Origin of the sequence: Rhodopseudomonas palustris (assembly GCF_003031265.1) — a bacterium.
GTDB lineage: Bacteria > Pseudomonadota > Alphaproteobacteria > Rhizobiales > Xanthobacteraceae > Rhodopseudomonas > Rhodopseudomonas palustris_H.
This window is the reverse complement of the sequence record NZ_CP019966.1, coordinates 1944675-1958600: the sequence shown is the minus strand read 5'-3', so window position 1 is coordinate 1958600 and position 13926 is coordinate 1944675. Positions and strand designations below refer to the sequence as shown.

Annotated in this window: 10 protein-coding genes; 6 read left to right on the top strand and 4 right to left on the bottom strand. The window is 66.4% G+C overall.

Going from position 1 to position 13926, the window contains the following annotated elements:
* Positions 1-53 precede the first annotated feature (53 nt).
* Positions 54-1655 carry a Y-family DNA polymerase gene (locus tag RPPS3_RS09020; RefSeq protein ID WP_107343773.1) on the bottom strand — a complete coding sequence of 534 codons (1602 nt, stop codon included), beginning with the start codon at positions 1653-1655 and terminating at the stop codon, positions 54-56.
* Positions 1543-2328: an ImuA family protein gene (locus RPPS3_RS09015; RefSeq protein WP_107343772.1), complete on the bottom strand. Its 786-nt coding sequence runs from the start codon at positions 2326-2328 to the stop codon at positions 1543-1545. Before RPPS3_RS09015 ends, RPPS3_RS09020 begins: the two co-directional genes overlap by 113 nt.
* 167 nt (positions 2329-2495) lie before the next feature.
* On the opposite strand from RPPS3_RS09015, the gene RPPS3_RS09010 reads away from it, so the two are divergent.
* The 4 genes from RPPS3_RS09010 to RPPS3_RS08995 all read left to right on the top strand — a co-directional run bounded on the left by RPPS3_RS09010 (position 2496) and on the right by RPPS3_RS08995 (position 8404).
* Positions 2496-3746, top strand: a complete 1251-nt coding sequence (locus RPPS3_RS09010) for a putative DNA modification/repair radical SAM protein (protein ID WP_107343771.1) — start codon at positions 2496-2498, stop codon at positions 3744-3746.
* A gap of 295 nt (positions 3747-4041) precedes the next feature.
* Entirely contained in the window at positions 4042-5529 is a 1488-nt protein-coding gene (locus RPPS3_RS09005; protein ID WP_107343770.1) for a UdgX family uracil-DNA binding protein, read from the top strand.
* A gap of 242 nt (positions 5530-5771) precedes the next feature.
* Positions 5772-7007, top strand: coding sequence for an ABC transporter substrate-binding protein (locus tag RPPS3_RS09000; protein ID WP_107343769.1), 1236 nt, complete (start codon positions 5772-5774; stop codon positions 7005-7007).
* Positions 7008-7123: 116 nt separating this feature from the next.
* Positions 7124-8404 (top strand): glycerate kinase type-2 family protein, encoded by a 1281-nt coding sequence (locus RPPS3_RS08995; protein WP_107343768.1) that lies wholly within the window; start codon positions 7124-7126, stop codon positions 8402-8404.
* 279 nt (positions 8405-8683) lie between these two features.
* Here the strand turns inward: RPPS3_RS08995 and RPPS3_RS08990 are convergent, their stop codons facing one another.
* Together RPPS3_RS08990 and RPPS3_RS08985 are read right to left on the bottom strand one after the other, a co-directional pair.
* Positions 8684-10258: an adenylate/guanylate cyclase domain-containing protein gene (locus tag RPPS3_RS08990; protein ID WP_107343767.1), complete on the bottom strand. Its 1575-nt coding sequence runs from the start codon at positions 10256-10258 to the stop codon at positions 8684-8686.
* Positions 10259-10379: 121 nt separating this feature from the next.
* Positions 10380-10964, bottom strand: coding sequence for a DUF3124 domain-containing protein (locus RPPS3_RS08985; protein WP_107343766.1), 585 nt, complete (start codon positions 10962-10964; stop codon positions 10380-10382).
* Positions 10965-11012: 48 nt separating this feature from the next.
* Between RPPS3_RS08985 and RPPS3_RS08980 the strand changes: the two genes are divergently transcribed.
* Together RPPS3_RS08980 and RPPS3_RS08975 are read left to right on the top strand one after the other, a co-directional pair.
* Complete coding sequence (locus tag RPPS3_RS08980; protein ID WP_107343765.1) at positions 11013-12743, top strand: cation:proton antiporter; 1731 nt, start codon at positions 11013-11015, stop codon at positions 12741-12743.
* Between the two features lie 129 nt (positions 12744-12872).
* On the top strand, positions 12873-13922 hold the full coding sequence (locus RPPS3_RS08975; protein WP_107343764.1) for a hypothetical protein: 1050 nt from the start codon (positions 12873-12875) through the stop codon (positions 13920-13922).
* Positions 13923-13926 lie beyond the last annotated feature (4 nt).

Here is a 13926-nt window from a genome sequence, read left to right as displayed (position 1 = left end):
CTTCGCTTCGCTCGCAATGACGGAGAGAGCCGTACGTCCCCCTCGCCCGCTCCTCACGCAAACAACCCATGCATGTACCAGCGCGGCTGGCCGGTGCCGTCGGGCTGGGGCGTCACTTCGATATTGTAGAGGCCGTCGCGATATACCCAGAACCGCGCGCCGGCTTCGTCCTCGATCCGGAAGTAATCGCGGGTCAGGCCGGGCTCGGCGGCGCGCCACCATTCCATGGCGATGCGCTCCGGGCCTTCGGCGCGGACGACGCGATGAAGGACGCGGCGCCAGGTGAATTTCGCCGGCGGATCGTCCGGCGTGCCGGCCATCACGTCGATCGGCTCGGGCGGCTGGAGCAGCCGTAGCGGGCGCAGCGGCGGCTCGTCGGCGCGCTCCGGCCACGGCGCATCGCCGGCGTCCGGCGGACAATGCTGCACCGGCACGGCCAGCGCCGCGCGCTCCGGGATGTGCGTATCCTGCGGCAGATAGCGCACCACCCGCCGCGCCCCGAGCCGCGCCGCCAGCGTATCAGCCAGCAAGGCGACATCCTCGGCCTGATGCGCGGTGGTGTCGAAGCCGCGCTGGGCCTCCGCGACAGACACGCTGACGCTGGCGGCGAGCCGGATCAGATCGTAGCCGAAGCCGGGATCGAGCGGATCGGCGAGCGCGTCGAGCTTCTCGGCGAACAGCCGCTGCACCACCTCGACCCGCGTCACCGGCTGGCCGGTTTCGACGCTGATGCTGCGCACCGCGCCATCGCTGCGGAAGAAGCTCGCGGTGAGCTGGCGGGCGCCTTTGCCGCTCCGCTCCATCGCGGCAATCAGCAGCCGCGCCAGCGCCAGCAGCGTCGGCAGAATGACCTCGGTGGTGGCAACCGGTTCGGGAAAATTCTTGTCGACCACGTAGTCCGGCGCCGGCCGCCGCGGCGAGATCGGCGCGTCGTCTTCGCCGGTCGCCTGGCGCAGCACCGCGACGAAGCCTTCGCCGAACCTTGCGGCGAGTTCGGTCAGCTGCCGCGCCAGCACTTCACCGACGGTCTTGAACCCGGCGCGGCGCAGGCCGCGGACGATCGTATCGTCGACACCGAGGGCCGCTACCGGCAGTGGCGCCACCGCGCGCAGCTCGTCGCCCGGCGCGACGATCAGGCCGGAGCCACCGCGGGTCAGCGCCCGTGCCGCCACCGCAGTGCCGGCGACCGCGGCACTGACCGCAAAGCCCTGCCGCGTCAGCGCCGCGGTCAGCGTGTTCAGCAGCTTGGCCTCGTCGCCGAACAGATGCGCGCAACCGGTGATGTCGAGCAGCAGCCCGTCGGCGCCGTCGAGCGCCACCAGCGGCGTGAAGCGATCGCACCAGTCGGCGATCGCATTCAGCAGCGCCGCATCGGCATGCGGGTCATGATCGATCACATCGACCGCCGGATGCATCGCCCGCACGGTGGCGAGCGGCATTCCGAGCAACACGCCACCGCGGCTGGCGCGCGCATCGCAGGCCACCACCACCAGCGCGTTGTCGCGCTTGACGGCGACGACACGCGGCGGCGGAGGCGCGGCGTCAGCCGGCGAGCCGGTGCTCGCCTGCGGCAAGGCCCGTTCGACCCGATCGGTCGAAAGCCTCGGCAGCCAAAGGCCGAGGATACGCCTGCGGTTCACGGAAGCGGTACGCATCACAATTCCATTCCATGATCCAGCGGCCGGTCTGGCCGCGACGATTGCGAACAAGGGAGGTGTCGAGCACCGGGGCGCCCCAGCCTTCGATCGGCGGCGAAGGCGCCGCGCGGATCACCCAGCGGGTTTCCGCGGTCGAGGCCTGCGGCGCAGCGGCGATCCGCAGCATCAGCGCGGTGACGCCGGACTGCTGCGCCGCCAGCGTCAGTTTTCGCGAGGCGACGGAATCGAACGCGCGGGTCTCGCCCCACAACTCGGTGATCACCGCGCCGAGCCCATTGCAGGCCAGCGCATCGGCGGCGGCGCGGAGCGCGCTGTCGGCATCATGGGCGCGCACCATCACCAGGCGGCGCGGGTCGAAGCCGAGTTCGGCCAGCCCCTCCATCGCCAACTCGCCGTTCTCGCGCGCGGAAAAATCCTGGCGGATCCACAGCAGATAGCGCGCCTCGGCGAGCAGCTGCGCCACGCCGGCGATGAATCCGGTTGCAGCAGAGGCGTGACGGCCATCGCAGAACACTTCGTGCAGCGCGCCCTGCATCAGGCCGCCGTGCAGCACCGCATCCACGTCGTCATGGCCGAGCGGCACGCGGCGCAGCGTCTCCGCCGTCCCGCTTTCGAGCCGGTCGATTTCGCCCTGCAGGCGCGCAAGCATACCGAGGCGGGCGCTATCCATGCGCCGCTCCTTTTTCCGTTGCCGTTTTCGGATTCGATGAACCCGTTGCCGGCTCATTTGTTCATGATATGTTCTAATAAATCCCTGCTCCCGGGCGGAGTCAATCGGGATCGCACCGAGGTCTTGCGGCAAATTTTTTCGCGAGATGAATCAAGGAGATTCCAAGCATGGACGTGCAGCGCAAGCTGGCCATCCTGGCGGACGCGGCGAAATACGACGCCTCCTGCGCCTCTAGCGGGACGGAGAAACGCGACAGCCTGGGCGGCAAGGGGCTGGGCTCGACCGCGCCCGGCATGGGCATCTGTCATTCTTATGCGCCGGACGGGCGCTGCATCTCGCTGCTCAAGGTGCTGCTCACCAACGCCTGCGCCTATGACTGCCTGTATTGCGTCAACCGGGCGTCGTCGAACGTGCCACGCGCCCGCTTCACCGTCGACGAGGTGGTGCAGCTCACGCTCGACTTCTATCGCCGCAACTACATCGAGGGGCTGTTTCTATCCTCGGGCATCATCCGCAGCGCCGACTACACCATGGAGCAGATCGTCGAAGTGGCGCGGCGCCTCCGGGAGGAGCATCACTTCCGCGGCTACATTCATCTGAAGACGATCCCGGAAGCCGACGACGCGCTGATCGCCAAGGCCGGCCGCTATGCCGACCGGCTCAGCATCAATATCGAGATGCCGGAGGAGAACAGCCTCGCTCAATTGGCGCCGGAGAAGAACGTCCGCGCCATCCGCCGCACCATGGGGCGGCTGCGGCTGAAGCTGGATGAAGCGACCGAGGCCAAGGCCGAGGCGCGGAAGACCCCTACCCGCGCCAAGCCGCCGCGCTTCGCGCCGGCCGGCCAGAGCACGCAGATGATCGTCGGCGCCGACAGCGCCACCGACCAGACCATCCTCAACACCAGCGCCAACCTCTACGGCTCGTACAATCTGAAGCGGGTGTACTACTCGGCGTTCAGCCCGATCCCGGATTCCAGCCGGGCGCTGCCGCTGCAGGCGCCGCCCCTGGTGCGCGAGCATCGGCTGTACCAGGCCGACTGGCTGATGCGGTTCTACGGCTTCGACGCCGGCGAAATCATCGATCCCGCCGCCGGCATGCTGTCGCTGGAGATGGATCCGAAACTGGCCTGGGCGCTGCGCCACCGCGAGCGCTTTCCGCTCGACGTCAACCGCGCCAGCCGCGAGGAATTGCTGCGCATTCCCGGCTTCGGCCGCAAGGCGGTCGACCGCATCATCGACACCCGCCGGCACAGCGCGATCCGCAGCTCGGACCTCGCCAAACTCCACATCCCAAGGAACAAGGCGCTGCCGTTCATCGTTCTTCCCGACCACCGCCCGCCGAGCACCCTGCTCGACGCCGCGCGACTGGCGGAGCGGTTTCGGCCGAAGGCGCAGCAACTGGGATTTGGGTTTTGATCGACCGTCATTGCGAGGAGCGGAGCGACGAAGCAATCCAGAGGCCCCGTGCCCGGCGCCCCTGGATTGCTTCGCTTCGCTCGCAATGACGGGGATAGGTGATTAGCGCCCAGCACAGCCTCATCCTGAGGAGGCTGCGCAGCAGCCGTCTCGAAGGATGAAGTCACACCCTGGGGCAATCCTTCGAGACGCCACGACGAAACCCTTCGGGCTTCGCCGCGGCTCCTCAGGATGAGGATAGTGCCACGTATCACGCGCATAGGAATTAACTAACAGTCTGGGCAACCAAAGGCACATGCACCGCATCCGGCTCGATAGCGACACCGATTTTGGCGGCTGGCGCAAGGCGGCGCGGGAGCTGGTGCTGGCGGATGTGGCACCGGCGGATATCACTTGGACTGTGGCTGGCGACGAGCCGGAGCTGTTCGATGCGGCAGAGCTGTCGCCGGATGCGGGGCATCTTGCCGAAACGGCCGCGCCGTTCACACATGCTGCACGATCGCCTGCCCCCGCGCAGACGTTCAACGTCCCCGCCCGCTTCGTCGAGCTGGCGCAGATCGCCATCCTGCATCGCGATCCGCAGCGCTTTGCGTATCTGTATCAGCTGCTGTGGCGACTGCGCGCCAATCCCGAGCTGATGCAGGTGGCGACCGATCCCGACGTGGCGCGGCTGCAGGCGATGGCCAAGGCGGTGCGGCGCGACGAGCACAAGATGCACGCCTTCGTCCGCTTCCGCGAGATCGGCCGCGAACCGAAGTCGCGCTATGTCGCGTGGTTCGAGCCCGAGCACCATATCGTCGAGCTCGCGGCGCCATTCTTCGCGCGGCGCTTCGCCGACATGGAATGGTCGATCCTGACGCCCGACGTCTGCGCACATTGGGACGGTCATGCGATTGCGATCACGCCCGGCGTCACCAAAGCGATGGCGCCGTCGGAGGATCGCCTCGAAGAAACCTGGCTCACCTACTACGCCAGCATCTTCAATCCGGCGCGGCTGAAGACCAAGGCGATGCAGGCCGAGATGCCGAAGAAGTATTGGCGCAATCTGCCCGAAGCGGCGCTGATCAAACCGCTGATCGAACACGCCGAGCGCAAGGCGCACGCGATGGTCGCGGCCGAGGCGACCGCGCCGAAGAAGCCGCAGCGACAGGAGCAGCCGATGACGAGAGCCAAGCCCAAGGCCGACACGCTGGCGCATCTGCGCGAGGAAGCGAAAGACTGCCGCGCCTGCGACCTGTGGAAGGACGCCACCCAGACCGTGTTCGGCGAAGGTCCGCAGCATGCCACCGTGATGCTGGTCGGCGAGCAGCCCGGCGATAAGGAAGACCTCGCCGGCAAGCCGTTCGTCGGCCCGGCCGGGCAGGTGCTCGATCGGGCGCTGGCGGAAGCCGGCGTCGACCGCAGCAAGACCTATGTGACCAACGCGGTGAAGCACTTCAAATTCGTGCCGCGCGGCAAGATCCGCTTGCACCAGAAGCCGAACACGCCGGAGATCAAGGCGTGCCGGCAATGGTACGAGCGCGAACTCGCCGCGGTGCAGCCGCTGCTGGTGGTGGCGATGGGCGCGACCGCGGCGCAGAGCGTGCTCGGCAAGATCACCCCGATCAACAAGACTCGCGGCCACCTGATCGACCGCGACGACGGCCCGCAGGTGTTGGTGACGGTGCATCCGTCCTATCTGCTGCGCCTGCCCGACGCCGAAGCCAAGGAACGCGAATACGCCCGCTTCGTCGACGATTTGAAACTCGTCGCCGCGCATCTGAAGAAGGCACACGCAGCGTAGCGGGAATGTTCCCGCGCTGCCGGTCCGCTCCAGCGCGAGCCTTCCCTTGTGTCTGCCCCCCTCGCGACATTTCCGCGCAGCAGCACGATCTATTTCCATTCGACGGAATGGGCGGGAAATTTGGTAACCGTCGCAATTTCCGCGGGTTGAGCACGGCGGCCGAACCGGCTAACGCTCCGCTGCACTGTTGCACTGCAATGCAGCGCATGCGGCAAGACCAACAACAACACGCGAGGAATCCGATGTCTGCCCTGTCCCGTTCCATCGCCGCCGTCGCGGCCGTCGCGCTGCTGTCCGCCACCGGCGGGCAAGCACTGGCGCAAAAGAAATACGGCCCCGGTGCGAGCGACACCGAAGTCAAGATCGGCAACATCGTGCCGTATTCCGGCCCCGCCTCGGCCTATGGCAGCGTCGGCCGGGCGCAGGAAGCCTACTTCAAGATGATCAACGACAAGGGCGGCATCAACGGCCGCAAGATCGTCTACGTGTCCTATGACGACGCCTATTCGCCGCCGAAGGCCGTCGAGCAGACCCGCAAGCTGGTCGAGAGCGACGAAGTGCTGTTTATGTTCTCGCCGCTCGGCACGCCGTCGAACACCGCGATCCAGAAGTATCTGAACGCCAAGAAGGTGCCGCATCTGTTCCTGGCGTCGGGCGCCACCAAGTGGAACGATCCGAAGCACTTCCCGTGGACGATGGGCTGGCTGCCGAGCTACCAGAGCGAAGGTCGAATCTACGCCAAGTACATCTTGAAGGAGAAGCCGGACGCCAAGATCGCCGTGCTGTATCAGGGCGACGACTTCGGCAAGGACTACCTGAAGGGCCTCAAGGACGGTCTCGGCGCCAAGGCGTCGCAGGTCGTGATCGAGGACAGCTACGAGCTGACCGAGCCGACCGTCGACTCCCACATCGTCAAGATCAAGGCCGCCAATCCGGACGTGCTGGTGATCTTCGCGACGCCGAAGTTCGCCGCGCAGACCATCAAGAAGGTCGCTGAACTGGCCTGGAAGCCGATGATGATCGTGCCGAACGTCTCGGCCTCGACCGGCAGCGTGATGAAGCCGGCCGGTTTCGAAAACGCGCAGGGCATCGTCTCGGCCGCCTACGCCAAGGACGCCACCGACAAGCAGTGGGAAAACGACCCGGGCATGAAGGCGTATTACGAGTTCATGGCCAAGTACGCGCCGGACGCCAGCCGCGCCGACTCCTCGTTCACCACCGGCTACAACATCGCCGAGACCGTTGCGGTGCTGATCAAGCAGTGCGGCGACGACCTCAGCCGTGAGAACGTGATGAAGCAGGCGGCGAACCTGAAGGGCGTGCAGCTCGGCGGCCTGCTGCCGGGCGTGACGCTCAACACCTCGCCGACCGACTTCGCGCCGATCGAGCAGCTGCAGATGATGCGGTTCGAAGGCGAGAACTGGAAGCTGTTCGGCGACGTGATCGAAGGCGAAGTCGCTGCGCCCAGCGGCGGCTAGTTCGCCCTCCTGTTCGCCTCGACGAACCAGCCCTCCGCGATTACCGCGGAGGGCTTTTTCGTTCAGCGCACGCGGCCGTCTTGCCGCCCCGCAGTGCGCCTGCCACAACTGGCGGCATGACCGATCGTCGCCCCCTGCTCCGCGCCATCTTCGATGCGGCCGTTGCCGCCGCGCATCCCGACCGTATTCTCGCCGCGCAGCTGCCGCCGGCACCGCGCGGACGGATCATCTGCCTCGCGGCCGGCAAAGGCGCCGCCGCGATGGCCGCCGCCGCCGAGCGGCACTATCTCGACACGGTGGGTCTGGAACCGTCGCGGCTGGTCGGCATCGCCACCACACGCCATGGCCACCGTGTTCCGACACGTGTCATCGAGGTGATCGAAGCCGGCCATCCGATGCCGGATGCCGCCGGCGTGCGCGGCGCCGAAGCCAGCCTCGCCCTCGCCGCCACAGCGACGCCGCACGACCTGTTGCTCGTGCTGCTATCCGGCGGCGGCTCGGCCAATTGGATCGCGCCGACCGAGGGCGTGACACTGGCGCAGAAGCAGCAGGCGACCCGGGCGCTGCTGCGCTCCGGCGCACCGATCGGCGAGGTCAACACGGTGCGCAAACATCTGTCGCGGATTAAGGGCGGCCGCCTCGCCCGCGCCGGTCAGCACGCCGGGCAGATCGTGACGCTGGCGATCTCGGACGTGCCGCGCGACGAACCGTCCGCCATCGCGTCTGGGCCGACCGTGCCCGACCCGACCACGCTGGCCGATGCCCGCGCGCTGGTGGCCCGCTATGATCTGCAGCTCGATCCCGCGGTCGCCGCCGCGCTGAACGATCAGCGCAACGAGAGCGTCAAGGCCGGCGATGCCGCGTTCGCCCGCGCCCGGTTCGAGATCATTGCGCGGCCACGGCAGTCGCTCGATGCGGCGATCCAAGTTGCGCGCGACGCCGGCTACGAGGTCGCCGATCTCGGCGCCGATCTCGAAGGCGAAGCCCGCGAGGTTGCCGCCGCGCACGCCCAGCTCGCGCGCGAAGCTCGGGCTGCGGGGCGCAAACTGGCGATCCTGTCCGGCGGCGAATTGACGGTGACGGTGCGCGGCCAGGGCCGCGGCGGCCCCAACCAGGAATACGCGCTGGCGCTGGCGCAGCAGCTGTCCGACCTGCCCGACGTCGCCGCACTCGCGGCCGACACCGACGGCGCCGACGGCGGCGCCGGCAACGCCGACGATCCCGCCGGCGCCCTGATCGATGCTGCGACCTTCGCGCAGATCGCCGCGCGGCGGCTCGACCCCGCCGCCTATCTGACCGACAACGACGCCACCAGGTTCTTCGCGCAGACCGGCGACCTGCTGGTCACCGGCCCGACGCTCACCAACGTCAACGATATCCGGGCGATCTTAGTTTAGTTCATCCCCTCTCCGTCGTTGCGAGCGAAGCGAAGCAATCCAGGAGTTCCGGACCTTGAGCTCTCCGTGCCTTGAGCTCCTGGATTGCTTCGTCGCTTCGCTCCTCGCAATGACGCACGAGAGGCCGCAGCTAACCATCGCCGTCATGCGCGGGCTTGCGCCGCCTGCGGCACCATGGCCACTCCGGCGCGGCGAAGGCCGGCGCATTCATCCTTTTCAAGGAAGATGGATCGCCGGATCAAGTCCGGCGATGACGGCCTTTGTTGTGGAACGATCCTGCTACTCCGCCGCCTTCGGCTGTCGGCGGTCGAGCGAGGACAGCGCCTGGAGCAGCACCGAGCGAACGCGCTCGCTGTCGTTTGCGGCGACGGCTGCAGTGTCGAGGTGGAAGTCGAAGCCCGGCATCTTCTCGATCACCACCGCCGCGGCCTCGGTGCCGTCGCGCAGGTGGTCGATCGCGTACGGCACCACCTCACGGCTGATGCCTTTCATGGTGATCGACGGCAGCGCGCGGGCGTCGATGATGTCGCTGACCAGCGCATAGGTTTCGTACGACACCACGATGCCGCCGGGTTCGGCGATCGATTGCAGCCGCGCGGCGAGGTTCGCCTCGGCGCCGATGATGGTGTAGTCCATCCGGTCGGCGCTGCCGAAATTGCCGACGTTGCAATAGCCGGAATTGATCCCGATCCGCGACCGGAACGGCTGCTCGATCCCGGCCGCGCGCCACTTGGCGTTGAGCTCCGACAGCCGGCGCTGCATTGCCCACGCCATTCGCACGCAGGCCTGCGCATCGGCGCGGTCGCCCTTGGTCTCCGGATCGCCGAAGAAGATCAGCATCGCATCGCCGATGAACTTGTCGATCGTGCCGCCGTAGCGGTGCGCGATCTCGGACATCTCGGTGAAGTACTCGTTGAGAAGCTGGGTGATCAGCTCCGGCTGCAGCCGCTCGGTGGTGGCGGTGAAATTCTGGATGTCGGAGAAGAAGATCGTCAGCTTCTTGCGCTCGGTGTGGATGACCACGTCCTTCTGGCCGGAGAAGATGCTCTTGTAGATCTGCGGCGGGATGTAGCGCGAGATCTTCATCGACAGAGAAGCCAGAAAGTCGTTGTTGGTCTCCAGCTCGTGGTTCATCGCCAGGATCTTCTGCGACTGCCGGCGCTGCATTGTCAGGAACGACACGCCGCACACCGCAGCCAGCATGAAGTACGCCAGCAGGAACTTGAACGAGAACAGATTGGCGGCGATCGGCTGGGTGATCATCACCTCCTGGATGCCGCGGACGTCGCCGACCTTCCAATCGCGCTTCGGGCTTTCAGGATGGCTGTTGTGGCAGGCGACGCAGGCCGGCGCCATCGTCACCGGCGACACCAGCCGGACGCTGTCGCTGAACAATCCAGCAGAGGCCGAGACAATGTTCTCGCTCGAATCCTTGCGCAGCGCCGCCAGCGCATCCCGCTCGAAGGCGTCGAGCTGATGCGGCGCACGATTGGCGAACGGATAATCCGAGACGAACCGATAGGTGATGTTGCTCTGCTGCTCGCCGATCACCTTGCCGAGCTCGAGCGACAGCGTGGCCGGGATCGGGATCGCGCCGGGCACATTCTCGTAGTCGTGGATAACCTGCACCTGCCCGGAATGGGACAGGATGCGCCCGACCACGTTGGCAGCGTAGTAGTGACGGACGCTCTTGATCACCGAATTCAGATCGGACGCCTGCCGGCGCAGCGCGGCATCGGCGAGGTTGGTGAGATCGAGCCACACCGCCAGCGGCAGGCCGGGCAGCAGCACCGCGATCGCGAGGCCGGTCCACCATCCACGGGCGCGCAGATCGTCCGTCTCGGATTTGTCCATGCCGCCCTGCCCTGGTTGCCGCGATAGCCGGGAACCTAGCGCGTAGGCGGTATAAAGAGAAGCATCCGGGTGCAGGGCTACCGGTCAGGGATCGCGTGGCCTAGCCCATAGCAGTCCCGGCTCAGCGGCCGGAGGTGGTGCGGATCGGCCGGCCCTGCGAGATGAACGCGTAATGGCCGTTGGCGAAGGTCCCGATCATCAGCGCTTCGGTCACAGGTTCGGCGATCTCGCCGGCCGCGGTCCAGTCGATCACAAAATTGGCGCCGGTTCCGCCGCGGGTGTCGAGCGTCGCGACGAACGCCTCGATGGTGGCAAACGGCTTCAGCGCCACCGGCTCCTTGAGATGACTCTCCACCATTTTACCGGCGCCGTCGTAATAGGCGATCCGCTTGATCACCAGCGGCTTGGTCTCGGAGGCGTTGTGGATGCTCAGCGTAACCGAAAAATCCGCCCGCGCCCCGCCCTGGTTGATCCAGACGCTGGAATAGGCCGGCACATAGATCGAGCCGCCGACGGTCAAGGGCTCGCTCGGCAGCGCGGTCAGCGAGCCGGCGAACGCCTTGGCGATGTCGCGCGGGGCCGGTGATTGAGCCAAAGCCGGTGCGCCAGCCGACAGAATCAGGCATGTCAGGCAGAGAATCACGAGCGCGCCGGAGCGATGGCGTCTCGTTCCGCGAGCCCGGCTCCCGATGCGTTGTCTCAGCATGGCTGTCCCTTTAGTGTTCGCGCCAAGGCATTCCACGGCGGAAGGTGCATGCACGAACTGATTGGCGATATCACGCTGAGCATCCTGTTCGCCTGGCTGCTCGGTTTGGCGGCGCATTTTTTCCGTCAGCCGCTGATCCTCGCCTACCTTATCGGCGGTTTCGTCATCGGTCCATTCGGCCTTGGCTGGGTGAAATCCGAGAACTCGATCTCGGTGATCTCCGAGCTCGGGCTGATCTTCATGCTGTTCATGATCGGTCTCGAGATCGATCTGAAGAAGATCATCCGCGCCGGTCCGGTGATCCTGGTCGCGGCCGGCGGACAGATCGCTGGAGGCGTGCTGCTCGGCCTCGCCTTCTTCGTCGCCATTGGGCTCAGCCTCGGCGGCGGCCATTTCGACGCGCTGTACCTGACGGTGGCGTGCGCGCTGTCGTCGACGGTGATCATCGTCAAGGTGCTGTACGAGAAGCGCGAGCTCGACACCCTGCCCGGCCGCATCACGCTCGGCATCCTGGTGCTGCAGGACATCTTCGCGATCCTGTTCCTGGCGGTGCAGCCAAGTCTCGCCGACCTGCAGATCTCGGTGCTGCTGCTGTCGATCGCGCGGGTCGTCGCGCTTGTCGCGACTGCGCTGGCTCTGTCGCGCTACGTGCTGCCCTGGCTGTTTCACCGCATCGCGCGCACGCCCGAACTGGTGCTGCTCGGCGCATTGGCGTGGTGCTTCCTGATCGGCGAAATCGCCGAGCGGCTGCATCTGTCGCGCGAGATGGGCGCGCTGGTCGCCGGCGTGTCGCTGTCGACCTTCCCCTACGCGCTCGACGTCACCGCCAAGGTGACGACGCTGCGGGACTTCTTCATCACGCTGTTCTTCGTCGCGCTCGGCATGACGATCCCGATCCCGAACGGCTCGGTGATTGGGCTGGCGCTGGCAATCGCGGTTTTCACGCTGGCGAGCCGGCTCCTCACCACCTTCCTGCCGCTGTATCTGATGAAGCAAGGCCTGCGCGCCAGCCTACTGCCGGCGCTGAACCTGGCGCAGATCAGTGAATTCTCGCTGGTGGTGATCCAGACCGGCGTCGCCGCAGGCCATATCGGCACCCAGACCGCCAGCGCGGCGTCGTTCGCCTTCGTTCTCCTGGCGGTGCTGTCGACCTTCGTGATCATGCGCAGCGATCCGATCACCCGCCGCGCGATCGGGACGCTGACCAAATTCGGCTTCCGCGATCTCGGCCAGCAGCAGAGCGGCGCCGAAGCCGCCGCAGAGGCCGGCCACGGCGCGGTGCACCGCATCGTCATCCTCGGCTTCTTCCGTGCCGCCAGCGCGCTGGTCAGCGAGATCGAGCAGCACACCCCTGAGCTGCTGAAACAGATCAGCGTGATCGACTTCAACCCGATGGTGTACCGCACCCTCACCGAGCGCGGCATGCACGTGATCTACGGCGACATCAGCAATGTGGACACGCTGCTGCATGCCGGCGTCGCCAAGGCCGAGATCATCATCCTCAGCGTGCCGGACTCGCTGCTGAAGGGCGCCACCAACGAGCGGCTGGTGCGTCACGTCCGCGCGCTCAATCCCAACGCGCAGATCGTCGCCACCGCCGACCTGCTGGCCGATGTCGATGCGATGTATCAGGCGGGCGCGGACTACGTCACCGTCACCCGGCTCGCCGGCGCCCGTGAGCTGTACGAGGTGATCGAAGCCGCCGATAACGGCCTGCTGTCCGACAAGCGCGCCGCCCTCGACGCCCGCCTCGCCGAGCGACGGGAAGTACTCCCGTAACGCTACCGACCGGGTGAATTCGCCTCATAGTTGCATCGAAACAACAGACACGGCACAGGGCCGGCGTATAGTCGGCGTGTATTTCGGTTTGCCGTTTGTCGTTGTTCGAGTGATTGCCCGAGGCGCGCGATGTGGAAGAGCATCGTTTCGGCTGCCATCGCATTGCTGGTGCTGACCGGGTGCGCGATCCACCCGCTGCCGGAGGATTTCTCCGGCGTCGACACGCCCGATATCGTCAAGCGCATCCGCTGCGAAACCCGCGACGCGGTTCAGACCGTGGTGATCGCATGGGTCGACAAGCTCGCCCAGAGCGGCGATCCGATTGCCCAGCAGCTCAGCCCCACCTATGCCCAGAACCGCGAAGCGACCAGCCAATTTAGTCCCGAGCTGTTTCCCGGCCGCGCCTATGACAAGGTCCGGACGCTAATCCGGACGTTCTACCGGACCGGCGTGGCGTACAATTTCGATCTCAACATCACCGAAGACAACGACCTGACCTCGCAGGCGAACCTATTGCGGGTGCTGCCCGAGCACGTGTTCAGGCTGAATGTCGGCGCCGGCGCGCTGCGCAAGCGCAGCAACCAGCGTACCTTCACGGTGACCGACACGTTTGAATATCTGCTCAAGACGCTGAACGATCCCTCGCGCGGCAGCTACTGCAACGGCCAGATCGTCGCGGCGAACTACGTCTATCCAATCACCGGCCGGATCGGCGTCGAGAAGCTGGTCAAGGACTTCATCGAGCTGACGCTGTTCGGCAACCTCGCCGGCAGCAACAACGGCGCGGTGCCGGCGATGACCGACAAGCTGGTGTTCACCACCACGCTGAATGCCAGCGCCACGCCGAGCGTGGTATTCACGCGCGTGACCACCGCGTTCGATCTCGCTGACGCGCAATTGACTGCGAGCGCCAAGCGCAGCGACGTGCATCAGGTCGCGATTGCGCTAGCACTTGCGGGCAACGAGGCCGCCGATCTCGCCACGATGCGGACCTATCTGTTCACCGCGCCGCGCGCCGGCGGCGCTCCGACCGCTGCGGTGCGCAAGACCGGCGGCGGATCACAAACCCTGTATGTCGGCGACCGCGTGACCGGCGGCGGCACGCCGTCCGAAGTCCTCGCCGTGATCGCAATCGATCAGATGAAGCGTCGTGAGCTGCAACTGTACCCTGCCCAATAATCAA

Bases quoted from the DNA above. Each gene is read 5' to 3' on its own strand.
- RPPS3_RS09000 (WP_107343769.1), top strand. From the start codon at position 5,772: ATGTCTGCCCTGTCCCGTTCCATCGCCGCCGTCGCGGCCGTCGCGCTG.
- RPPS3_RS09015 (WP_107343772.1), bottom strand. From the start codon at position 2,328: ATGGATAGCGCCCGCCTCGGTATGCTTGCGCGCCTGCAGGGCGAAATC.
- RPPS3_RS08985 (WP_107343766.1), bottom strand. From the start codon at position 10,964: ATGCTGAGACAACGCATCGGGAGCCGGGCTCGCGGAACGAGACGCCAT.
- RPPS3_RS08995 (WP_107343768.1), top strand. From the start codon at position 7,124: ATGACCGATCGTCGCCCCCTGCTCCGCGCCATCTTCGATGCGGCCGTT.
- RPPS3_RS08980 (WP_107343765.1), top strand. From the start codon at position 11,013: ATGCACGAACTGATTGGCGATATCACGCTGAGCATCCTGTTCGCCTGG.
- RPPS3_RS09020 (WP_107343773.1), bottom strand. From the start codon at position 1,655: ATGCGTACCGCTTCCGTGAACCGCAGGCGTATCCTCGGCCTTTGGCTG.
- RPPS3_RS08990 (WP_107343767.1), bottom strand. From the start codon at position 10,258: ATGGACAAATCCGAGACGGACGATCTGCGCGCCCGTGGATGGTGGACC.
- RPPS3_RS09010 (WP_107343771.1), top strand. From the start codon at position 2,496: ATGGACGTGCAGCGCAAGCTGGCCATCCTGGCGGACGCGGCGAAATAC.
- RPPS3_RS09005 (WP_107343770.1), top strand. From the start codon at position 4,042: ATGCACCGCATCCGGCTCGATAGCGACACCGATTTTGGCGGCTGGCGC.
- RPPS3_RS08975 (WP_107343764.1), top strand. From the start codon at position 12,873: ATGTGGAAGAGCATCGTTTCGGCTGCCATCGCATTGCTGGTGCTGACC.